At 46.0% G+C, this 20,054-nt stretch carries 19 protein-coding genes; 4 read left to right on the top strand and 15 right to left on the bottom strand.

Annotated features, from left to right (window positions below):
- Window positions 1–38 precede the first annotated feature (38 nt).
- From K401_RS0112455 to K401_RS0112440, 4 genes are all read right to left on the bottom strand, one after another.
- Entirely contained in the window at window positions 39–608 is a 570-nt protein-coding gene (locus K401_RS0112455; RefSeq protein ID WP_024293261.1) for a DUF1697 domain-containing protein, read from the bottom strand.
- Window positions 609–640: 32 nt separating this feature from the next.
- On the bottom strand, window positions 641–2,203 hold the full coding sequence (locus K401_RS0112450; protein WP_051152900.1) for a sensor domain-containing diguanylate cyclase: 1,563 nt from the start codon (window positions 2,201–2,203) through the stop codon (window positions 641–643).
- 19 nt (window positions 2,204–2,222) lie between these two features.
- Complete coding sequence (locus K401_RS0112445; RefSeq protein WP_024293259.1) at window positions 2,223–2,534, bottom strand: nucleoside triphosphate pyrophosphohydrolase; 312 nt, start codon at window positions 2,532–2,534, stop codon at window positions 2,223–2,225.
- A gap of 226 nt (window positions 2,535–2,760) precedes the next feature.
- Complete coding sequence (locus tag K401_RS0112440) at window positions 2,761–3,735, bottom strand: SIS domain-containing protein (protein WP_024293258.1); 975 nt, start codon at window positions 3,733–3,735, stop codon at window positions 2,761–2,763.
- Window positions 3,736–3,905: 170 nt separating this feature from the next.
- On the opposite strand from K401_RS0112440, the gene K401_RS0112435 reads away from it, so the two are divergent.
- The gene (locus K401_RS0112435; RefSeq protein ID WP_024293257.1) at window positions 3,906–4,874 is read left to right on the top strand and encodes an SIS domain-containing protein; all 969 of its coding nucleotides are present in this window, start codon (window positions 3,906–3,908) and stop codon (window positions 4,872–4,874) included.
- 113 nt (window positions 4,875–4,987) lie between these two features.
- On the opposite strand, the gene K401_RS0112430 is transcribed toward K401_RS0112435, so the two are convergent.
- The 6 genes from K401_RS0112430 to K401_RS0112405 form a co-directional block, all read right to left on the bottom strand.
- Window positions 4,988–5,887 carry a PfkB family carbohydrate kinase gene (locus K401_RS0112430; RefSeq protein ID WP_024293256.1) on the bottom strand — a complete coding sequence of 300 codons (900 nt, stop codon included), beginning with the start codon at window positions 5,885–5,887 and terminating at the stop codon, window positions 4,988–4,990.
- A 28-nt stretch (window positions 5,888–5,915) separates the two neighbouring features.
- The gene (locus tag K401_RS0112425) at window positions 5,916–6,722 is read right to left on the bottom strand and encodes a histidinol-phosphatase HisJ family protein (RefSeq protein ID WP_024293255.1); all 807 of its coding nucleotides are present in this window, start codon (window positions 6,720–6,722) and stop codon (window positions 5,916–5,918) included.
- Window positions 6,719–7,558 (bottom strand): carbohydrate ABC transporter permease, encoded by an 840-nt coding sequence (locus tag K401_RS0112420; protein WP_024293254.1) that lies wholly within the window; start codon window positions 7,556–7,558, stop codon window positions 6,719–6,721. Before K401_RS0112420 ends, K401_RS0112425 begins: the two co-directional genes overlap by 4 nt.
- A gap of 14 nt (window positions 7,559–7,572) precedes the next feature.
- Window positions 7,573–8,448: a carbohydrate ABC transporter permease gene (locus tag K401_RS0112415; protein ID WP_024293253.1), complete on the bottom strand. Its 876-nt coding sequence runs from the start codon at window positions 8,446–8,448 to the stop codon at window positions 7,573–7,575.
- A gap of 71 nt (window positions 8,449–8,519) precedes the next feature.
- Window positions 8,520–9,878 carry an ABC transporter substrate-binding protein gene (locus tag K401_RS0112410; protein WP_024293252.1) on the bottom strand — a complete coding sequence of 453 codons (1,359 nt, stop codon included), beginning with the start codon at window positions 9,876–9,878 and terminating at the stop codon, window positions 8,520–8,522.
- A gap of 271 nt (window positions 9,879–10,149) precedes the next feature.
- On the bottom strand, window positions 10,150–10,857 hold the full coding sequence (locus K401_RS0112405; RefSeq protein ID WP_024293251.1) for a GntR family transcriptional regulator: 708 nt from the start codon (window positions 10,855–10,857) through the stop codon (window positions 10,150–10,152).
- 246 nt (window positions 10,858–11,103) lie between these two features.
- Here K401_RS0112405 and K401_RS31225 point away from each other — a divergent pair, with 246 nt between their 5' ends.
- Both K401_RS31225 and K401_RS0112395 read left to right on the top strand, forming a co-directional pair.
- The gene (locus tag K401_RS31225; RefSeq protein ID WP_024293250.1) at window positions 11,104–13,143 is read left to right on the top strand and encodes a methyl-accepting chemotaxis protein; all 2,040 of its coding nucleotides are present in this window, start codon (window positions 11,104–11,106) and stop codon (window positions 13,141–13,143) included.
- Window positions 13,144–13,244: 101 nt separating this feature from the next.
- The gene (locus K401_RS0112395) at window positions 13,245–13,856 is read left to right on the top strand and encodes a hypothetical protein (RefSeq protein WP_024293249.1); all 612 of its coding nucleotides are present in this window, start codon (window positions 13,245–13,247) and stop codon (window positions 13,854–13,856) included.
- A gap of 204 nt (window positions 13,857–14,060) precedes the next feature.
- On the opposite strand, the gene hydE is transcribed toward K401_RS0112395, so the two are convergent.
- Both hydE and K401_RS0112385 read right to left on the bottom strand, forming a co-directional pair.
- Entirely contained in the window at window positions 14,061–15,098 is a 1,038-nt protein-coding gene (gene hydE, locus K401_RS0112390; RefSeq protein WP_024293248.1) for a [FeFe] hydrogenase H-cluster radical SAM maturase HydE, read from the bottom strand.
- Between the two features lie 52 nt (window positions 15,099–15,150).
- Window positions 15,151–15,513: a VOC family protein gene (locus tag K401_RS0112385; RefSeq protein WP_024293247.1), complete on the bottom strand. Its 363-nt coding sequence runs from the start codon at window positions 15,511–15,513 to the stop codon at window positions 15,151–15,153.
- A 300-nt stretch (window positions 15,514–15,813) separates the two neighbouring features.
- On the opposite strand from K401_RS0112385, the gene K401_RS0112380 reads away from it, so the two are divergent.
- A complete protein-coding gene (locus tag K401_RS0112380; RefSeq protein WP_024293246.1) occupies window positions 15,814–17,985 on the top strand; it encodes a glycoside hydrolase family 88/105 protein in 2,172 nt (723 codons plus the stop codon).
- A 101-nt stretch (window positions 17,986–18,086) separates the two neighbouring features.
- On the opposite strand, the gene K401_RS31850 is transcribed toward K401_RS0112380, so the two are convergent.
- The 3 genes from K401_RS31850 to K401_RS33845 all read right to left on the bottom strand — a co-directional run bounded on the left by K401_RS31850 (window position 18,087) and on the right by K401_RS33845 (window position 19,712).
- Window positions 18,087–18,371: a GGDEF domain-containing protein gene (locus K401_RS31850; protein ID WP_242842354.1), complete on the bottom strand. Its 285-nt coding sequence runs from the start codon at window positions 18,369–18,371 to the stop codon at window positions 18,087–18,089.
- A complete protein-coding gene (locus K401_RS33850) occupies window positions 18,368–18,493 on the bottom strand; it encodes a hypothetical protein (RefSeq protein ID WP_278246362.1) in 126 nt (41 codons plus the stop codon). Before K401_RS33850 ends, K401_RS31850 begins: the two co-directional genes overlap by 4 nt.
- Before the next feature lie 61 nt (window positions 18,494–18,554).
- Window positions 18,555–19,712: a GGDEF domain-containing protein gene (locus tag K401_RS33845; protein ID WP_024293244.1), complete on the bottom strand. Its 1,158-nt coding sequence runs from the start codon at window positions 19,710–19,712 to the stop codon at window positions 18,555–18,557.
- Between the last annotated feature and the right edge of the window lie 342 nt (window positions 19,713–20,054).

Raw genomic sequence — 20,054 nt, 5'->3', positions numbered from 1 at the left:
ATACAATCCCAGCCCAGCGAAAGCGGGGTATAAAGGCCTTACTCTTCGGAGATCCTGGCAGTTACCATGGCGTGGAGCTTTTCCATGGTCTTCCAGTTCCGCACTGTTACAGGCCCGCCCAATAGGGACATTTTATCTGAAAGCTTGGAATTGCGGATGCTGTGGCAAAGGAGAAGATAAATCTCCCTGCCCTGCATCCGGTAATCATCCTTCTCATTTACAAAAGGGTCCAGGCGCTTTGTCTCTTCTTTAAGAGGCGCCTGATGGAAAAGGCAGACATAAAAGCTTTCTCCTTCTGAGTTTTGGGCCTTCGCCGCCTCCCTTTCCTTTTCCGTATAAGGACAGCTCCTGATCAGCTGACCCAGCTGGTCAGACGTTCTCAAAATTACGCTTACGGAAAAACCAAATCTCTCCCTGATTTGATCCTCCAGCTTTTTCTTCAGCTCATCTTCCCCATCTTCTGACTCAAAAATGACATTGCCGCTCTGGATATAAGTCTCCACCCGTATCAGCCCGGCCTCTTCAAGCACCTGCCTTAATTCAGCCATTTTTATCTTGTTTTTTCCGCCCACATTGATTCCCCGGAGCAGAGCTATATAAATGGTCATCTTCCAGTCTTCTCCTTTCACAGCCTTAATTTCTACATGATGACATTGGCCTGATTCCGCCCTTCCGACTTAGACTTATAAAGGGCCTCATCTGCCCGCCTTAATGCCGCCTGATAGTCTTCATCCCCTTCCTTAAAGAAGGAAAACCCTGCAGATACGGTGATGCCGATCTCTTCATCGTGATCCTGTATTTTCAAAGAAGATATGGAGGCCAAAAATTTGTTTCCAAAAGCCAGTGCATGTTTCTTCTCCATGCCGTAAAGAATGACAACGAATTCATCTCCGCCCCAGCGGATGATCTTGTCCGTATTTCTTAAAGTTTTTTTCATCATCTTTACGAACTCTGCCAGAGCCATGTCCCCTGCGTAATGGCCGTATTTATCATTGATCCCCTTAAAGTGGTCCATATCGCACATCATAATTCCGGGGCTTAAGCCTGTCCGCTTAAATTCCTTAAAGGCATTGGCCAGGTCATTTGTTCCGCTTCTCCTGTTGCCTGCTTTTGTAAGGACATCCTGGTTAAGCTCAGATTCCATCACCTTTCTCGCATGGCGGTAATAGAATTTCTCCAATAAAGAAACAGAGAACAGGCTGATGACCAGTATGATGATAAGAAGCAGCACCAAAAGCATGGTGAGCCTGGATACCAGCACCTTGCTTTCTCCATTGGTCTGGTCAATGTAAGGCTGCAGATCATCCAGATAAACGCCCATGGCAATTACCCAGTCATAATCCTTATAAAGCTTGGCATAAGTCAGCTTTTTGGATACGTCATTGTCATCCAGCTCTTTGAAATAATAAGAGAAAAACAGCTCTCCATCCTTTTTAATCCCCTGAAGCTCGGTCAAATACGGATAATTCCCCTCCATGTCTGTCATATCCGTAGAAAGATAGGTCCCCTCTGTCTCCGGCAGGTTGGGATGGATCCTTCGGATAGCGTAATTTTTACCCCCCTCATAATTCAGTATCTCGTTTACCCAGATATAGGAATTTCCATCAAATCTTGAGTTTTTGATCACATTGACCATATCTGCTTTCACAAGGCCATCCACATAGCTCTTTGTCAGTCCAAAAAGGAAGGAGTAATCCCCGTGAATGAAAACCCTGTAAGAGGATAAACCTGAGGTGTTGGCCTTAAGAGTATCCTTCCAGACAGACTTTGCCAGGTTCCCCGGATCAAAAACCGGCTTATTTGCCTCATTGTCCCACACAATCACAGTCATATAATTATAATCCGGATTGTCCCGGAAGAACTGGATGAAGAAATCATTGAATTCCCGGTCTGAAAGATCCTTTTTCATGTTAATGATCTCAGCTGTTCTGGAAACAAAGGTTTCCACATAGGAAGCTTTGGCTGCCCGCCTCAGCTCTATTTCGGAAATCAGGTTATTGACCGTGTCCTTTAGAAAATCCTTTTTAATGTTATAGATTGCTTCCTCTGATTTCTCAACATAAATATCGCCCACTTTGTCAATGGAAAATAAATAAAAGCAGGCCATGACAGTACAGATGATGCTGATGATTGTGGATAGAAATATTGTGTATTTACGCCGGATAACGCATTCCTCCCTTTTTGGAATGTATTTTTTTACCATAGTACCTAAGCGTTTTCATCTACTCATCCACATACTCCAGAAAAATCCTGTCTTTAAAGCCGCCCCTGTTTTTTGCCTTCTTTTCCCGCTCTGCTTCCAGTTCTGCTGCGGTATAACCCCTGGCACTGCAAATGGAATACAACACTTCCAGTACATCTGCCATCTCTTCCAGGCTCTTGTCCTCCTGGTATTCCTCTACCTCCTCATAAAGCTTTTCTTCCAGTTTCTCTAAATGTTCTTCCTCAGTCAGGATGCGCCATACCACCTTTTTCCCTTGTGCCTGGATCACCTCCGGTATTCTGTCCCTGACTAATTTATCGTACCTTTTCAATGGCAAATCCCCTCTTTCCAGTTGATTATATAACGACAGCCTGTACTTTGCGAAAGATACACTTTTAAGACAGTATATCACATTCAGGGAAAAATGTCGCTTTTTCCTGTTAATAATTGCAGCTTAATGTTTTTGCTGTTTTCCCTTCATTTTAAGAATTTAAAAAGCCCCCCAGACCAGGGGAGGCTGTTCCCTTTGTCTGCGGGGCGGCTGTCTTATAACGAATTTAATATTCCACCTTCCACATATACCTCCTTGTGGAAAGGGGATGCTGTCTCCTGCCTGCCAGGGCATGATTGTAAACATCATATACATTATTAAATAAGGAGTGGTTAAAGTAGGAGACAACAGAAGAGTCAATAGTGGACAGACCTAAGTCTTTTGCGTCCAGCACTTCGATCCTGCCCGCATATTTTCTCAAAAAGGACAAAGCCCTCTCGTCCAGTTCTCTGGCAGGCCCTTCGCTGATCTGGATCATGAACGGGGATTCGGCATCGGTAATTTCAAAGGGACCGTGGAAAAATTCTCCGGCATGGATGCTGGAAGAATTGATCCACTGCATTTCCATGAATATGCAGATGCTTTCCATATAGGCTGCCCCATAAGCGGCGCCGCTTCCCATGGTATAAATCACCTTGTCATCCTTGTATTCCTCTGCAAAGGCCACGGCCCTTTTTTCCACATGTTTGCGGGCATATTTTACGATTCCGTCAATACGGGATACTCCATCCTGGAATTTGTCGTAATGTTCATAGCCCTCTGTCTGGTCCAGCAGCTCCACCGCAGCCATCAGCCCGACCATGGTCTTTTCTCCTCCAATATCCTTTTCCTCACCAAAGGTATAGGAAACCACATAATCCGATGCCTTTGTGATTGGGGAATCAGAAGACCAGGTAAGGGCTATGACCGTGGCTCCTGCCTTTTTTGCAGCCTGGGCGGCTTTTACGGTTTCCGGGGTGTCTCCCCTGTGGGATGCTGTGATGACGACTGAGTTTTTTCCTAAAATCCTGGGCGTGTTATGTACGAATTCATTGCTGTTATACCAGCCCGTCCGTATGGACAAAGCTTCTGTTTCCAGAAAAATTTTAGCTGGGTAAAAGGCTCCCAGGGAGCCGCCGCAGCCGACAAAATATACTTCCCGGACTCCTCCCGCTTCTTTCTTCTTTTCCACGATTTCAGTTATGATTTCCTTGACTGTCATAATGTTCTCCTCCGCTTTTTAATTAATATCTTATATGACGTATTATAACATTATGTTTATATTTTTCAAGTACATCCTTGAATTTATTTCATATATTCGTTGACTCTTGTTATATGATGTTATATAATGTATTTATAAATCAAGCAAATTTATTTTTGGAGGTACATATTATGACAGTTAAAGAAATTGTTTCTGCAATCAAGGCTGAGCATCCAAACATCACTTCTGTCTGCTTCGTGGGTTGTGGTGCTTCCATGTCAGAATTATTTCCCGGCAAATATTTCCTGGAAGCAAATTCCAGGAGGCTTCGGGTGAGCATTTACACTGCCAATGAATTTAACTATTCCACCCCGGTATCCGTAGACGAATCCGCAATCGTGGTGACCTGCTCCTTAAGCGGAAACACCCCTGAAACAGTAGCCGCCTCAAAAAAAGCCATGGACCTTGGCGCTGCCGTCATCTCTGTGACTCATATAGAAGGCTCTCCCCTTGCCCTGGCGTCCCATTACCAGATCATTCATGGTTTTGAAGCCAGCTACGCGGCAAAGATGGAGAAAATGACCGATGTTCTTATGCTTTCCGCGGAAATCCTGAACACCTATGAAGGATATGACCATTACAATGCAATGGAGGATGGATTTTCAAAGATTTACGGCCTGATCGAAACCGCCGCTGCCATGAGCCTTCCGGCCGCAAAAGCCTTTGCTGAAAACTACAAAGACATGCCTATTTTATATGTCATGAGCTCAGGAGCAACACAGATGGTTTCTTATTCCTTCTCAAGCTTTCTCATGATGGAAATGCAGTGGATCCCTTCAAGCACCTTCCATGACGGCGAATTCTTCCACGGGCCCTTTGAAATGGTTGAAACGGGGGTTCCCTATCTCCTCCTGATGAATGACGGGCCGACACGCCCCATGGATTCCAGAGCCCTCACCTTTCTTCAGCGGTTTGATGCAAAGGTAACGGTCCTGGATGCAAAGGATTTCGGCCTCAGCTCCCACATTGATAAATCCGTTGCAGAATATTTTAACCCCATGCTGATCAGCGGCGTCTTAAGGATCTATGCGGAACAGCTGGCGGCCATTCGCAGCCATCCCCTTACCAAAAGGCGGTATATGTGGAAGCTTGATTATTAAGCACTTTCAGTCCCCATTGCAGATTTTAACTGATATTCCATAAATAAAAATGTCCCTGTATGACAGTCCTTAAAAAAACCGGATGTCTTACAGGGCTTTTTATATGCTGCGGATCACTCTTCAAACTTTTTTCCATAGCCAAAGGAACCATCCTTCTGGCAGTTCTGGGAAGAATAAACAGCGGCCTTATAAAGGCTGGTCTTTATGACCAGGTCCTTGAATTCCTGCCCTGAGGTAATTCCCCACATTCCTGAACCGTCAGGAAAATCCACCGCATATTTCATTCCGTCCAAATAACTGACCAGAAAACAGGTGATAAAGGAATCCCCTGCTCCCATGGTGTCCTTGGCCTTTACCAGACAGGGTGACTGTTGGTATATGTTTCCATCCACATACACAAATGCTCCCTTTGCCCCTCTGGTGGCGATGACCATGCTGCGGCAGCCATAGGAAATGATGGAGCTTATCTGATCCCGGATCTCCTCCTCCGCCATGTCTTCTCCGCAGGAGATGCAGGCGCAGTCAATATAAGGGCAGGTCTCCTTTAAGTACTCCAAAGAGGCGCGGTTGGAAAAATCCATGGAAAGAAAGGCCGCCGCTTTCTTAAGAGCCGGGAGCTGGGCCTCCATATAGCTGAAAATGCTGGTATGCACCATGTCATACCCTGCTATATATTCCATGTCCAGCCTGGTCAGCTCCAGAGGATGGTCCAGGGAAACTCCGCCTTTATTGCTTCCTATGAATACCCGGTCCCCGTCCTCCAGCTTCACCTTAGCCGCACCGTTTTCCCCTTTCCAGAAGCGGCATCTGGAAACGTCAAGTCCCAGGGCCGAAATCGTATCATATACGTGCCGGGCTTCCCCGTCATCTCCGAAATTCCCCATATATCCGGCTTCATAGCCAAAGAGCTTTGCATACACCGCAAAATTCAAGGCATTCCCTCCCGGGTACATGGTCATGATGTGCATGTACTTATCCACCACATTATCTCCCAAGCCTAACACTCTGATCATGGTTTGTTCTCCTTTTACCGTCATAATCCTATATTTTTACAGGAAAGCCCCGCCTACGCTTAAACCTTGTGACCTCCCTGATGCCCGCTTCTTTTAAAAGCTGTTCCGCCACATGAAAATCCGCCGCCACATCCTCCGGCTTATGGGCATCCGATCCGACCGTTACCACAGTTCCCCCCAGCTGGACAAACAGCTTTACCGTTCTTAAGGATGGAATGGTCTCTCCTGCCCCCTGTCTGATCCCGGAGGTGTTGATTTCTATTCCCTTGCCCCTTGCCACCAGGTTTTTAAGGATCCGTGTAATTTCTTTCTCATACCTGTCATAATAATCTGGAAGGCCATTTCTTACGGAATGCCTTTTAATCAGATCCAAATGCCCCAGGCAATCAAATTCCCCCACCTCCGAAAGCCTTAATAAATGACGGTAATATGCCTCTGCAATCCGGGGCATGGTTTTTTCCGTATATTCCATCTGGCTGACATCCACATTTTCAATCTTGTGAAGAGAGCCGATAATAAAGTCAAAGGGGTATTCAAAGATGACTTTCAAAGCATCTTCCGGACATAAGTGCATCTGCCCCATCTCCAGCCCCCGGCGTATCACCAGCTTCCCTTCGAATTTTTCCCTGCACTTTTCCAGGCACTTCCAGTACTGTTTTAAGTAATCCTCATGAAAATACTCCTTCACCAGCCCATGGGCATAAAATTCATAATGATCCGTAAAGGCGATCTCTTCCAGCCCCTTTTTTATGGCGCTTTCGCACATTTCCTCCATGGGGGCCCCTGCATCGGGAGAAATGCTGTGAACATGATAATCCGCTGTCAGCATGGTCATCCCTTTACCGCCCCCTGGGTGAGTCCCCGGACAAACTGCCTCTGCATGCACAGGAACAAAAGCACCATGGGAAGGGAGGCAATGAAGATCCCTGCCAGCATGACCACGTAATCGGACTTTAAATCTCCCTGGAACGCCATAAGCCCCAGAGGAATGGTCATGATGGCCTTGCTTTCCAGAAATACATTGGCAAAGAGGAATTCATTCCACACAAAGTTTAAATTCACAATGGCACAGGAAGCCAGGACCGGCCTGCTGATGGGAACGATGATCAGGAAAAACCGCTGCAGGCTGTTGCAGCCGTCTACGATGGCCGCCTCCTCCAGTTCCTTTGGGATGGAGATAAAATAAGACCGGAGCAGGAACATGGTAAATGGGATGCGAAATGCCACATAGGGCAATATGATCGCCCACTGGGTATTATAAAGCTTCATGGACTGCAAAATCTTGTAAAGAGGGACAAGGGCCACCTGCTCGGATAAGGCCATACCACCCAGCACCAGAAAAAAGATAAAGGTACTGCCGGGAAGCTGGAACCTGGTCAGTCCATAGGCCAGAAAGGAACTGATGAACAGAATACATACCAGGGATACCGTACTCACCAGAATGGAATTCTTAAAGTAGTTAAAAAGGCCCTTGTTCCATGCCGTCACATAATTGACTGCCATCCATTTTTTCGGCAGGGCCAGAGAATTTAAAAACATTTCCTGGTTCGTTTTTAATGAGTTAAGGATCAGCCACATGACCGGGAAAAGTATGACGCACACCAGAAAAATCAGGAAAATATGCAGCAATATCCTTAACAGAAATACCTTTGAATTATTAAAATGTTTCAACCCGCATCCCTCCTTTATGCCTCACCGGACCTTGAAACCTTCAGCTGTATGATGGATGCGGTCAGGGTTATGGCAAATATCAATACTCCCGTTGTGGCCGCCATACCCATATCATCATGCAGGAACGCATTCTGATAGAGAAACAGGCCAAGCACCTGGGAATTGTTTCCAGGGCCGCCGCTGGTGGTGGAATAAACCTCGGTAAATAACTTAAATGCTCCGATAATGGTGATGATGGAGCATACCAGAAGCTGTTCCTTTGCAAGGGGAAGGGATATGCTTAAAGCCCTTCTCACAGGCCCTGCCCCGTCAATGAGGGCTGCTTCTAAGTAATCTACCGGCACGTTTTGGAAAGCCACCACCATAAGCAGCGTGATATAACCGGTAAACTGCCACTGGCTCATGGCTATGATACAGAAAATGGCCAGCCTTTTATCTCCCAGCCAGGTCTGCTGGAACTGGGAAAGTCCTGCATTCTTTAAAAAAGTATTTAAAAGGCCCACCTGGGGAGAATAGACGAAATTAAACATCAGGCCAACTGCTGTCAGGGAGATCAGGGATGGAATAAAATAAACATTTCTGTAAAATCCTCTCGCCCTGCCGGTGAGCCTGCTCTCCAGCAAAAGCGCCAGAACCGTTCCAAAGCCCACCTGCACAAGGAGGGATATGACGCAGTAATACACGTTGTTTCTCAACATGATGGGAAATACTTCATTGGTAAACAAACGCCTGAAATTATCCAGCCCTACGAATTTCATGGTGGAGGAGTAGGATGACAGGCGGAAAAAACTGTATATGCAGTTGACTATGATAGGAATGTATACAAAGCCCAGCACCATAAAAAGCCCCGGCAATACATACAGATATGGCATGAATTTCTTTTTTTTCATCTGGATCCCATCCTTTTTCGTGAACAGGGAGCGTGATACGCTCCCTGTTAAGCTGATATTCTTTTCAGAAACTAAGGGACCAGGGACTGTGCTTCCTTTGCCGTTGCCTGAACCTTTTTCATGGCCTCTTCCGGGGTAACGTCTCCGTTGGTAATATCGGAAATAGCGGTCAGATATGTATCACATACGGTGGAATACAGGGAGCTGTCAAACCATGGTCCCATCTCCTTTGCAGAAGCAATTGCCTTGTATGCGTCGATCAGGGAGGGATCTTTAAGGCCTGCATCAACACCCTTGGAAGCATTGAACCAGCCCACCTCTTCCGCCTGTGCGGCACCGACTTCCGGTCCAAGGAACCATTTTAAGAACTGGATGCATTCTTCCGGATATTTAGTCTTGGAGGAAACCACAAAGCCTTCGGGAGAACCGGTGAGAAGATCCGGGTTTCCCGGCCCTTCCACAACCGGGAAGTTGAACATTCCCCAGTTCAAATCTGCATTTTCCTGTTTGATGTTTGTGATTTCCACCAGTTCGGCGTACAGCATGGCCGTCTGTCCCTGGGTGAAGCCAAGCCTTGCCATATCATGAGTCTGCCCGTTGACGCCGGGATTCATGTAAGGCACAAGCTGCTGATAATATTCCAGAGCCTTTTCATATCCCGGATCAGCAAATTCCCCTGTCTTCGGATTATAGTCTCTGGCTCTTACATCGTCTGCCACAAGCATCTGGTTTAATGTGCCTACATAATGGCATGCAGGCCACTGATCCTGGTTTCCTTCCGCAATGGGCGTAATTCCGCCGGCTTTCAGCTTGTCGCATAAGGCCAGAAATTCATCCCAGGTTCCAGGAATTTCAAGGCCTTCCTTTTCAAATATATCCTTGTTATAGAAAAACAGCTTGCCGTCTAAGCGGAAAGGAACGCCGTAGATCATCCCGTCATCAGTGGTATACTCTACCATCTGAGTGGGCAGAAGAGAATCCTTCCATGCCGTATCCTTTTCCATGTACGGTGTCAGATCCAGGATCAGATTCTCACGGATAAAGCGTTCTGAGAACTCACCGCCCCAGCTGAAAAAGATATCAGGACATTCATCGGAGCCTACGACGACTTTGATCTTTTCTTTATAGGGCTGATTCTGGGCACTGGTGATCTGAATATCAATATCCGGATGGGCCGCTTCATATTCTGCCACCTTTTTCTCAATGAATGAGTTACAGGGATCATCGGGAAACCGGTGGAACAGCTTGATGACCTTCTTATCTCCTGCAAGGGCTGCTGCCGTGGTGTCCCCGGAAGCGGACTGTGAGGATTCGGCGGAGGCTTTGGCGGACGGGGATTGGTCACCGGTATTGCCGCTGCAGGCAGTCATGGACATGGCCATGATGCAGGATAAGCCTGCAAACATCGCTTTTTTAAAGCTTTTTTTCATAATTTACTCTCCTTTCTTGTATCCGGTAAAATAGTTGTGACCGTTATGTATTGTATGCATACATCTTATTACAACTTGGATACATTATATTATGATATATCATATTTTGCAATAGCTTTTTTCATTTTATTGTCTGTTTTATCCCAGAGTTTATGCATATGCAAGTTCTGCATAGTAAAAATGACGAACATTTAAGAAAATAAAGTTTTACTTTCCTAAATCCTTCGTCATTTAAGCGATTATTTTCTTTTATTAGATCCCCTTTGTTCCGTTACGTAAAGATGGTCAGTTTATATCTTTCCGGATTTATGATCAGCTTGCTGTAATGAATGACCTGGCCATTCTCATCCATGACCTGATCCTTGTGCAGCAGGAGGACCTGGCCTTCCCTCACCTTCAGATATTCTGCTTCCTCTTTTGTTGCATAGCAGATTTCCACGGTCTTCACCGCATGGGTGGGCACGGTGTCATGTCTGCGCAGAATGGAATACACAGAGCTTGTTAAATCTTCTCCCATGAGATAGGAGTACTTTGACGGAAAATACCCTTCTTCCAGCATAACCGGTTCCTTGTCGCTTTTCCGGATCCGGATGATCTTTAACACACGGTCTTTTTCATTTATATGAAGATACTGGCTGATGGAGACGGAGGCTGATGTCCATTCCAGGGAAACCATTTCCGTAGACGCCGTTTTCCCGTCATTTTCACACATCTCCGTAAAGCTTAAAAGCTTGTTCATGACCCGGTTCAGCTTTTTCGCAGCAACAAAGGTACCGATCCCCTGGTGCTTTGTAACATATCCCTCGTCAGCCAGTATCTCAATCGCCTTTCTGACCGTGATCCTGCTGACGTCATAAGCCTGGCTGAATTCCAGCTCCGTCATAAGCTTGTCATTTTCTTTTAATCTGCCTTCCATAATCTGCTGCTTAATGTCATCTGCAAGCTGCTGGTACAAAGGGGTGATTGAATTCTTATTCATATTTCTCCTTTCTCAACTCTGTCCTTGACTTGTATCATACATCTTATAATATCACGCCCATCCAAAAAGAACAATTATATTTCAGCCTAAATTTCAACTCATCATCCCTCATGGTGCTTTATCCTTTAATCGCAAATTTCGACATAATTTTACAGTAACTGCATTGAAATATTAAGAAAAAAGTTATAAAATAATCATAAAGTTTAAAGTTTTTTCCATTATTGGAAAATCAGGAGGAGGACACTTATGAAGAGATCGGTTCGGACAGAATTTTTAGCAATTATTATCCCAGTCATCGCAGTCTCAATGATCCTGCTATCATTCCTAGGTTACATAGCTGCCAAGGAAATAATAAGAAAAAACACCCAGGAGAAAATGGAGCAGAGCCTCACATCTGCGGTGGAAAGCATCCGGGTATCCTTAAGTAAAAACCAGAAGGTGGCGGAGCTCCTGGCAAGGTCCTTTGAATCAGCTTCCGATGTCATGAAGGAGGACAACTTTAAAAACGTACTGACTTCCTTTGCAGGCACCAATAAGGAGACTTCCGGAGCCGGGATCTGGTATGAACCGGGACAGATGGATCCTGGTACCCGGTATTTTTCACGCTACTGCATGAGGGAAGGAGACCAGGTGGTCTATGTTCCCGATTACTCCTTGGGAGACGGTGTTTATTACAATACCCAGGACTGGTACACAAGCGTCCAGAACACGGACAAAAGCGCTGTCTGGTCTTCTCCTTACTACGATGATGTTGCCAAAATCTCCATGGTGACCGCCTCTGTTCCCCTTTATGATAAAAGCGGAAAGTTTATAGGTGTATCCACGGCAGATATGGACTTGACAGACCTTCAGAGCATGGTAGCCTCAATTAAGCCGTATGCAGAAGGAACTGCCTTTTTGATCGATGGAAACGGGACTTATATTGCAAGCGAAGACAGTTCAAAGGCTTTGAAGGTGAATATAAAGGAGGAAACGGATCCTTCCATGGCAGCCCTGGGAGGCGAAATATTGGCCAAGAGAGCGGGAGCCGGAAACTATAAACAGAACGGGGAAACCTACGGTATCTGGTACACCCAGATACCGGAATGCGACTGGATCATCGCCATCGCGGCCCCTGAAAGTATCTTATATTCTGACCTTCATTCCCTTGGACGGAATTTAATCCTTTTATGCATCACAATAACTCTCATCCTGGTCACCATGCTCTGTCTGTTCATCAACAGCCGGATCATACGTCCCTTAAAACGCCTTCAGGATGTATCTCAGGAGATCAGTGCAGGAAATCTTTCCGTAATCATCAAATCAGCCTCTAACAACGAATTTGGACACGTATCAACGTCCTTAAAGGATACCGCAGAAAGGCTTGGCACCTATATTGATTACATCCATGAGCTTTCCATGGTGCTGGACATGATCGCAGAAGGGAACTTAGATTTTACCTTACAGTTGGAGTATTCCGGGGAATTTTCCAGACTGATGCGCTCCATTGATAACATCAAGCAATCCCTTACCCACACCTTAAGGCAGATCCACCTATCCGCCGGCCAGGTGTCCACAGGGGCCTCCTCTATCTCGGAAAATGCCCAAATGCTGGCCCAGGGAACCACGGAACAGGCTCATACCATGGACAAGCTTACATCAATGGTTCAGAATATTTCCGACAATGTAAAATCCAATGCAGAGCATGCAGCCCAGGCAAGTCATAAGGCAAAAAACGTGGAAGCCCACATGCAGGCAAGCAACCAGAAAATGGATAGCATGCTGCAGGCCATGAAGCAGATCAGCGACTCTTCCGGCAAAATCAGCAAGATCATAAGCAGTATTGAGGATATCGCTTTCCAGACAAATATCCTGGCCTTAAACGCCGCCGTGGAAGCCGCCAGAGCGGGGGCCTCGGGAAAAGGCTTTGCAGTGGTAGCCGATGAGGTACGAAACCTGGCAAGCAAAAGTGCAGAAGCAGCAAAAAATACCTCCGGTCTCATCGTGGAATCCGTTTCCTCCGTGGAAAACGGCACCCAGATTTTAAATGATACTGCAAGGACCCTTTCCATGGCCGCCAACGGGGTCAATGAAATTTCCGGCTCCATTGAACAAATCAGCTCCGCCACCAGGACCCAGTCCGATGCCATCACCCAGATCGTCCTTGGCCTGGAAGAGATCTCCTCCGGCATTCAGGCAAACTCCGCCACCTCCGAGGAAAGCGCTTCTGCCAGCGCCGAGCTTTCCAATCAGGCACAGAATCTGTTTAAGCAGGTATCAAATTTTAAAATTGCGGAAGGAAAATAACTCTGGTACAAAGATTATTACCGTCCGGGTTTAAATTTCGGAATATTTCCCTTAAGCGGTTTATAATATTAATTAAATCACATGCCATTTAGGGGATTTATATGAATGAGGCCAATATGGGCAAGAGGGGAAGCATAAAAAAAACCGGCAGTATCCTGCGCATCGAAAATGCCTTAGTAGAAGACATCTATACGCCTAACAGCAGGACCGGATATATCCTGGTTTCCTACGTGACTCCCAGCCAAAATGAGATGGTCTATATTGACCTTCTCCGATTGAATATAGGCTGGGATACCATTTTAATAAATCAGTTCGGCGACCCCATCAGTTTATGTGTCGTCAGAAAGGGGATGTGGGTCAATGCGGAATTCTCTGCCGCCATGACAAGAAGCATTCCTCCTCAATCCAGGGCTTACAGGGTGGTTGCCATGGTGCAGAAACCTTTATTCCGCACAACCACGGACCGGATCGCCTCCGTTGATATTGAAAACAGCTTCATAAACACAGGCGATCCTGAGGATGAGACAGACCAGATAAGATTTGTGATTTCCGGGGCTACGGAAATCCTGGACCAGAACGACAATCCCATTCTCATAAGCGACCTTAAGCCAGGGCAGCTGGTCCGGATCGAACATTCCAACTTTCAATCTGCCAGCATTCCTCCCCAGTCCACGGCTTATCGCATTAAACTGGTTACTCCTGCCCAAATATAAGGAAATATTTCATAAAAAAGTCCGGCCGAATGATCACTTCCCATCATTCAGCCGGACTTTTTGCATGTCAGAGGACTTCTGACTCCCCATACAGACAGGACCACGATCTTCTCACTGCCGCTGATGGCTGCCGCTATGGGATCTGTATGTAATTGGGGCAAAAACGGCCTACAATCCCCAGAATATATCCTGAGCTATGGAGGCTCATTCCTTATAATCTCCTCTTTTTTCGACCACATGATAACCAATGGAGGCAACACGGTTTCTCAGACAGACATTGCACTCTGCCGCTTCCTCACCGGTACAGATCTTATTGTCATACAATTCATATTTCTTCCGGACGCCGATTGGAGATAGATTTGGCATCAGCACATTGGCTCCTGATAAGATCCCCTTTTCCCGCCCCTTAGGGTCAAGGGTCCCTAATGCCGTGGTAGAGGGCAGCAGCGCCCCCGGCAGCATCAGCCTTAATATCCCTATGAGAAATAAGGTGAGATCAACGCTTCCTGCAGGGAAGGACGCAAAGGGCGTATCCTTATGGGGGATAAAAGGTCCTATGCCTACCATCTGAGGAGACAGCTCCTTGATAAACTCTAAATCTTCCGCCAGACATTTTGCTGTCTGGTGAGGGGAGCCTACCATGAATCCGGTTCCTACCTGATAGCCGATCTTCTTTAAATTTCTTAAGCATTCCTTCCTGTTTTCCAAGGACAGGGAATGAGGATGAAGAAGAGAATAATGTTCCTCATCAGCCGTTTCATGGCGGAGGAGAAAGCGGTTTGCTCCTGCTTCATAATATCTCAAATACTGGTCATATGTTTTTTCCCCAATGGAAAGAGTGATGGCACAGTCCGGATACCCTTCCCGGATGGTTTTTACAATGTCCACCATCACCTCATCAGTAAATGCAGGGTCTTCTCCTCCCTGCAGCACAAAGGTCCTGAAGCCTAATCCATACCCGGATTCACAGCAGGAAAGGATTTCTTCCTTGCTTAACCGGTACCGGCTGGCATTGGTATTGCTTCTTCTAATGCCGCAGTAGTAGCAGTCATTTTTGCAGTAATTGGTAAATTCGATCAGACCCCTGATAAAAACTTCTTTTTCATAGTGATCCTGACTGTAGGACCTTGCCAGGGAAAATAAATATTCGCTGGCTTCTTTATCATAATTTTCCAGCAGGTAAATGAACTCGTCCTTTTCCAGGTTATGAGTTTCATACAGTTTATCAATCAGCTGCTTCATATTTTTACTCCTTGCTCTGTAGTTTCCGCCGCTGCCCGGTCTTTTCCGTTCCTTACCCCAGATTCTCCACAAGCTGCACTCTCATGCCATTAGGATCCTTTATAAAGGCAAACTTTACGTGTGGATTGGGCTGCACCGGTTCTCCTAAAACAGCCGCGCCTTTTTTCTTAGCCAGGGAAAGGGTCTGATCAAGGGACTCCACTTCAAACCCCCAGCTGATATCATCTCCCACATGGATTTCCCTGTCCCCGCTGCATATGAATTCGATTTGTGTTTCCCCGTCACCTAAAAATGCAATTTCAGTACCAGGGCCGGCAGGGAATCTTTTGGTTACCTTCAGGCCGATAATCTCCTCATAAAATCTGATTGACTCTTCTAAATTCTTAACATTTAAAGTGCTCCAGCAAAACTTCATATAAATTCCTCCTGTTATAATCATATTTTGTATTTTATCTTAGTCCATGATGAAAGGGTAGCTGTACTTAATCATACCAGAATAACATGTTTATTCTATCATTTTCTATATAATAGTTAAAGATAATTTTAAAACATTTTTTTCCATTCCCTCCCAGCTTCAAAGCAGTAGCCAAAAGTATAATTTTATTAAAAAAGGCCCCAATTGCATGAGATTTATAATACTGGAACCCATTATAATATAAAATATAGAATCAGAGACCTTTTATCAAATGTATTCTTATAACAGGAGGACTCCCTTATGAAATTTGAAAGCACCAAAGCCAGCGGCAGCAGTTACTTCCCCTGGGAAGAAAGCGCCTTCCACGTATATGGAGAGCGGGACCGTGAAGTAATCGCACTGATGGCCAACCGTTTTATCGGTCAAAATCCCCAGGCGCCTTATCAGTACCGGCTGGATTTCACATCCGGCATCCTATGTAATACAAAAGGCTGGTATCAGTTTGATTTTGACAGCCGTTTTTCCCAGGCTGCCGTTGGTGAAGTCTGCTATGGGGCAGGAAATTTATACAGCCACAGTCAAACCGTCTCCCAGTTTCAGATTCAGTGCTGCGGGCCGGCCGTTCTATGGGTAAACGGAGAAAAAGTATTTCACTCTGCCCCGTCTCAGGAAGGCTTAAAATCCTGCAGTACATGTTCTATTCCTCTTGTGGCGGGCTTTAACCATTTTCTGTTGGAAACGGAAAAAACGGAGATCGGTTTCGGCCTCTCTCTGCGCCATGCACAGCCCCAATGGCAGCCCTCCCATTTTACGTCGCCTTTGTCTGAAAGAAAGGGACAGGCAGGCTTTGTTTACAGCGCTCCCATTGGCCGGGAGTCAGCAGATGTTTCAGCCCTTATTGATGGTTCTTTTGAGGGGATTACCTGGTTTCCCAGGCAGACGTATGAGGAGCCAGCTTCCTCCTGCCCTTTATCCCGGATTTTCGGCCTGGACAGCCAGGGAACTGCTGCTGCCAAAAGCACCTTCTTTCATGTAAATTCCGGCAAGGTCCTGATAAACGGAAGCTCCAGAGCGCCGCTTAAGATCTGTATCAATGAAAATCTGGCCCTGGAATGGATGGAAGGGACATTTGAAAAAGAAGTTTTCCTGCCCAGAGGATGGTATGAGGTCATCCTGCTTTGCGAGAAGAAAGCAGGCGAAGAAACAGGACTTGCCATTGAATTTCAGGATGAATGCGGTCTCCTGCCCCTGTGCGCCGGGGTAAAGGGATATGAAGGGGAATGGATCTATACCGGTCTTTTTGACAAAGAGATTCCCCCCATCAGCCATTTCACAGGCATGGATCGGGTGTACTCCGGATCAAAGGGCACCTGCTGCTGGAAAGCCGACTTACCGGACTCCTTTGTCCGGATATTTGCGGAGCAGGAATTATACGGCAAATGGACCTATCCCTGCGGAGTTACCCTTTACGGCCTTTTAAAAGCCGGAGAACACTTTGGCCGTGCCGACTGGCTTCAATACGTGCAGGAGTACGCCCGGATGACGGCGGCCATATACAATTATTCCACCTACGACAAGTCCGTGTTTGGCTACCCGGGTGTGAATACCCAGCTTTGCTGGCTGACCGAGTTAGATGACTGTGGTTCCTTTGGTTCCTTCCTGCTGGAAGCCAACCGGCAGAAGCCCATAAAAGAAGTTCCCGCCCTGGCGGATGTGATCGCTGATTTCATGAAACACCGGCAGCGCAGGGAAAAAGATCTGGTGTTCTCCAGAAATGACAACACCATGTGGATCGATGACATGTACATGAGCATCCCGTTTTTATGCCGGTACTACCAGTTAAGCGGAAAAGAGGAATACTTAACGGAAGCCTGCCGCCAGGCACTTCTGTTTAAACAGTACTTTTTTATGCCTGAGCAGAATCTCATGTCCCACATCGTGGACCTGGAATATAAGAAAATGAATAAGATCCCCTGGAGCCGCGGAAACGGCTGGGTTCTGCTGGCCTTATCAGAGCTTCTGCTGATCCTTCCAAAGGATCATCCGGAGCAGAAATCAGTGGCAGAGTTTTTCACTGAAATGGCAGAAGGCATTCTTAAGGTACAGGATGACAGCGGCTTATGGCATCAGATCCTGGACGATCCTTCCACTTATGAAGAATCCTCATCCACTTCCATGTTCATCTGCGCCCTTTCCAGGGGAATCCGGCTGGGAATTTTAAACCAAGAGCTTTGCCGGGAAAGCATCTCATCCATTCAACGGGCATGGGAAGGGATGAAACAGCGGGTGATCGACCGAAGAGGTGACCTTTACGGGGTCTGCCAGGGCTCCGGCTGTTCCTTCAGCCGGTCCTATTACAGGCAGCTTGGATGGCGTTTTAATGATCCACATGGAATCGGAATTGCCATTCTGGCGGGAGTGGAAAAGCTCACATTGGATGAATACCTTCAGCACAATCCCATTCACAAATAAATTCTGCGAAGGGGCACCATGGAATGGAAGCTACTCAATTCTGTTTCTTCCAAGATCCTTTGCCTTGTATAAATGTTTGTCTACAAGCCTGATCACGCCGTCTACAGTGGTGCATTGGTATCCTTGCAGACTGCATGTATTCCAAAGCTGCAGGTCAGCCTGATCTTCTGATCTTCTGCTGTAAATTCCTTTTTTTCTATCCCGCTCCTGATCCTTTCTGCCACCTGTTTTGCAGCATCAAGATCACAATTGGTCAGGCAGATGAAAAATTCCTCTCCTCCAAACCTGGCCACCCAATCCTTGCCCTTTCGCATATAGCTCTCCAGCTCCTTTGACAAATCCTTTAGCACGGAATCTCCTGCCGAGTGGCCGTAGGTATCATTTATTTTTTTGAAATAATCAATATCAGCAAAAACAACAGATAACGGTTCGGATCCACGATCCGCATAACATCATAGGTCTTTTCAAAAATTTTCATTTTATCCAATAAAGCTTCATATTCCTTCATTTCTGATACCTCCTGATTTTAGCTGTTGTACCTGAATGATTCCTGTTCAAACCAGAAACGGTCAAAAAACACGGATTGCATTACGAACCTTTTTTGCTTCATACAGAGCACGGTCCGCATGAATAAAAAGCCTTACCGTATCAACCTGGTCCGATATTGCCGCAAGTCCAAAGCTGGCCGTCAGCTTAAGCTTTGGATAGTCCTCAAAAAACAGGTGATTCACCCTTGCCAGAATCTTTCCGCAGATGGACTCTGCCTCTTCCATGGTTTTATCACGGAACAATAAGCAGAACTCATCACCCCCATACCGAAAGGGCGTCATATCCGAACGAAACTCTTTCAAAACCCTGGCAAATTCTATTAAGCAGCGGTCTCCCACATGATGTCCCCAGGTATCGTTGATACTTTTAAATCTGTCAATGTCTACAATTGCAAGAATATAGCTCCGGTCCGATGCCGTATCTTCCACATATTTCAATTCATTCCGGAATGCCTTCCGGTTGTATATTCCCGTCGTTTCATCCATGTGGACGCTCTGCTGCAGGAGCTGCCGCTCAATTTCCTTTTGTATGCCCGCACTGTTTTTCCTCCGCTCAAACCGGATCACGGCCATACAGGCAATGGAAAAGGCGGTCAGCACGAAAATAGAAATCAAAAAATCCCCCATCCGGTGGGTGTTTTCAAAAATGCTGACCTTATCCGCATCCCATTCCATGAACAGCTCGGAAATGATAATGGAAATAATGCTGGTCAGCGCCGTAATACATGTTACACGATAATCCGCATAGATCGCCGTCAGCATGATGGCGATGGCAAAAATATAGTAGGTTGCGGTAAACGTGCTGTGCACCGTAAAAAGAACGAAGCCGATCCCCACAAAGATAAGGGAAACGGAATAAATTTTCTGGCTCCGTGAAAAATACTCTGACTTCATGATCAGCGTTTCGCCTGCAATACATAGGAGATTGACCACACTTGGAACGATCAGGAACTTTATGAAATACTTATAAACCGTTGTTGTCAGCATATCTGAATTAATCAGGAACATTCCCATTACAATCTCCACCAGCATGGAAAACACAACCAGGATAACGGAGGTTTTATAATGCAGTTTCAGCCAGCTTTCATCAATTCTTGTATATTCATCCTGTACTGCCCTGATATACATGTCATCTAAACTTTCTTCATCTATGTGAAACTTAAAGCCTTCAAACTCCACGTTCTTACCTCCAGGTGCCATGCATGATAATGATTTATAACAATTCAAAAATAATCTTTCTCAGGATGCCGGGCAGGGACACCCGGTTACAGGGGAGATGCACCCTCCTCTTTAATTATATATCTGATTTTCATTGAACGGTCAAATAAATTTATGCATTTCCACACATTTTACCGCAAAACAGGAGTTTTATTTGCCTTATCCTCCTCTTCTTAACCTGTCCGCACTGTAATGGAACAGAATATGCAGGAACAATCATCTGTTTATATGAAATCGGCTGCATCCAGGTTAAACAACCCTGGAAATGCAACCGATAAATCAATCATCATGAAAAGTTTTCTT

The organism is Lacrimispora indolis DSM 755 (assembly GCF_000526995.1).
Classification (GTDB): domain Bacteria; phylum Bacillota; class Clostridia; order Lachnospirales; family Lachnospiraceae; genus Lacrimispora; species Lacrimispora indolis.
The sequence above is the reverse complement of the archived record's forward strand: the minus strand, read 5'-3'. Positions and strand labels throughout refer to the sequence as shown.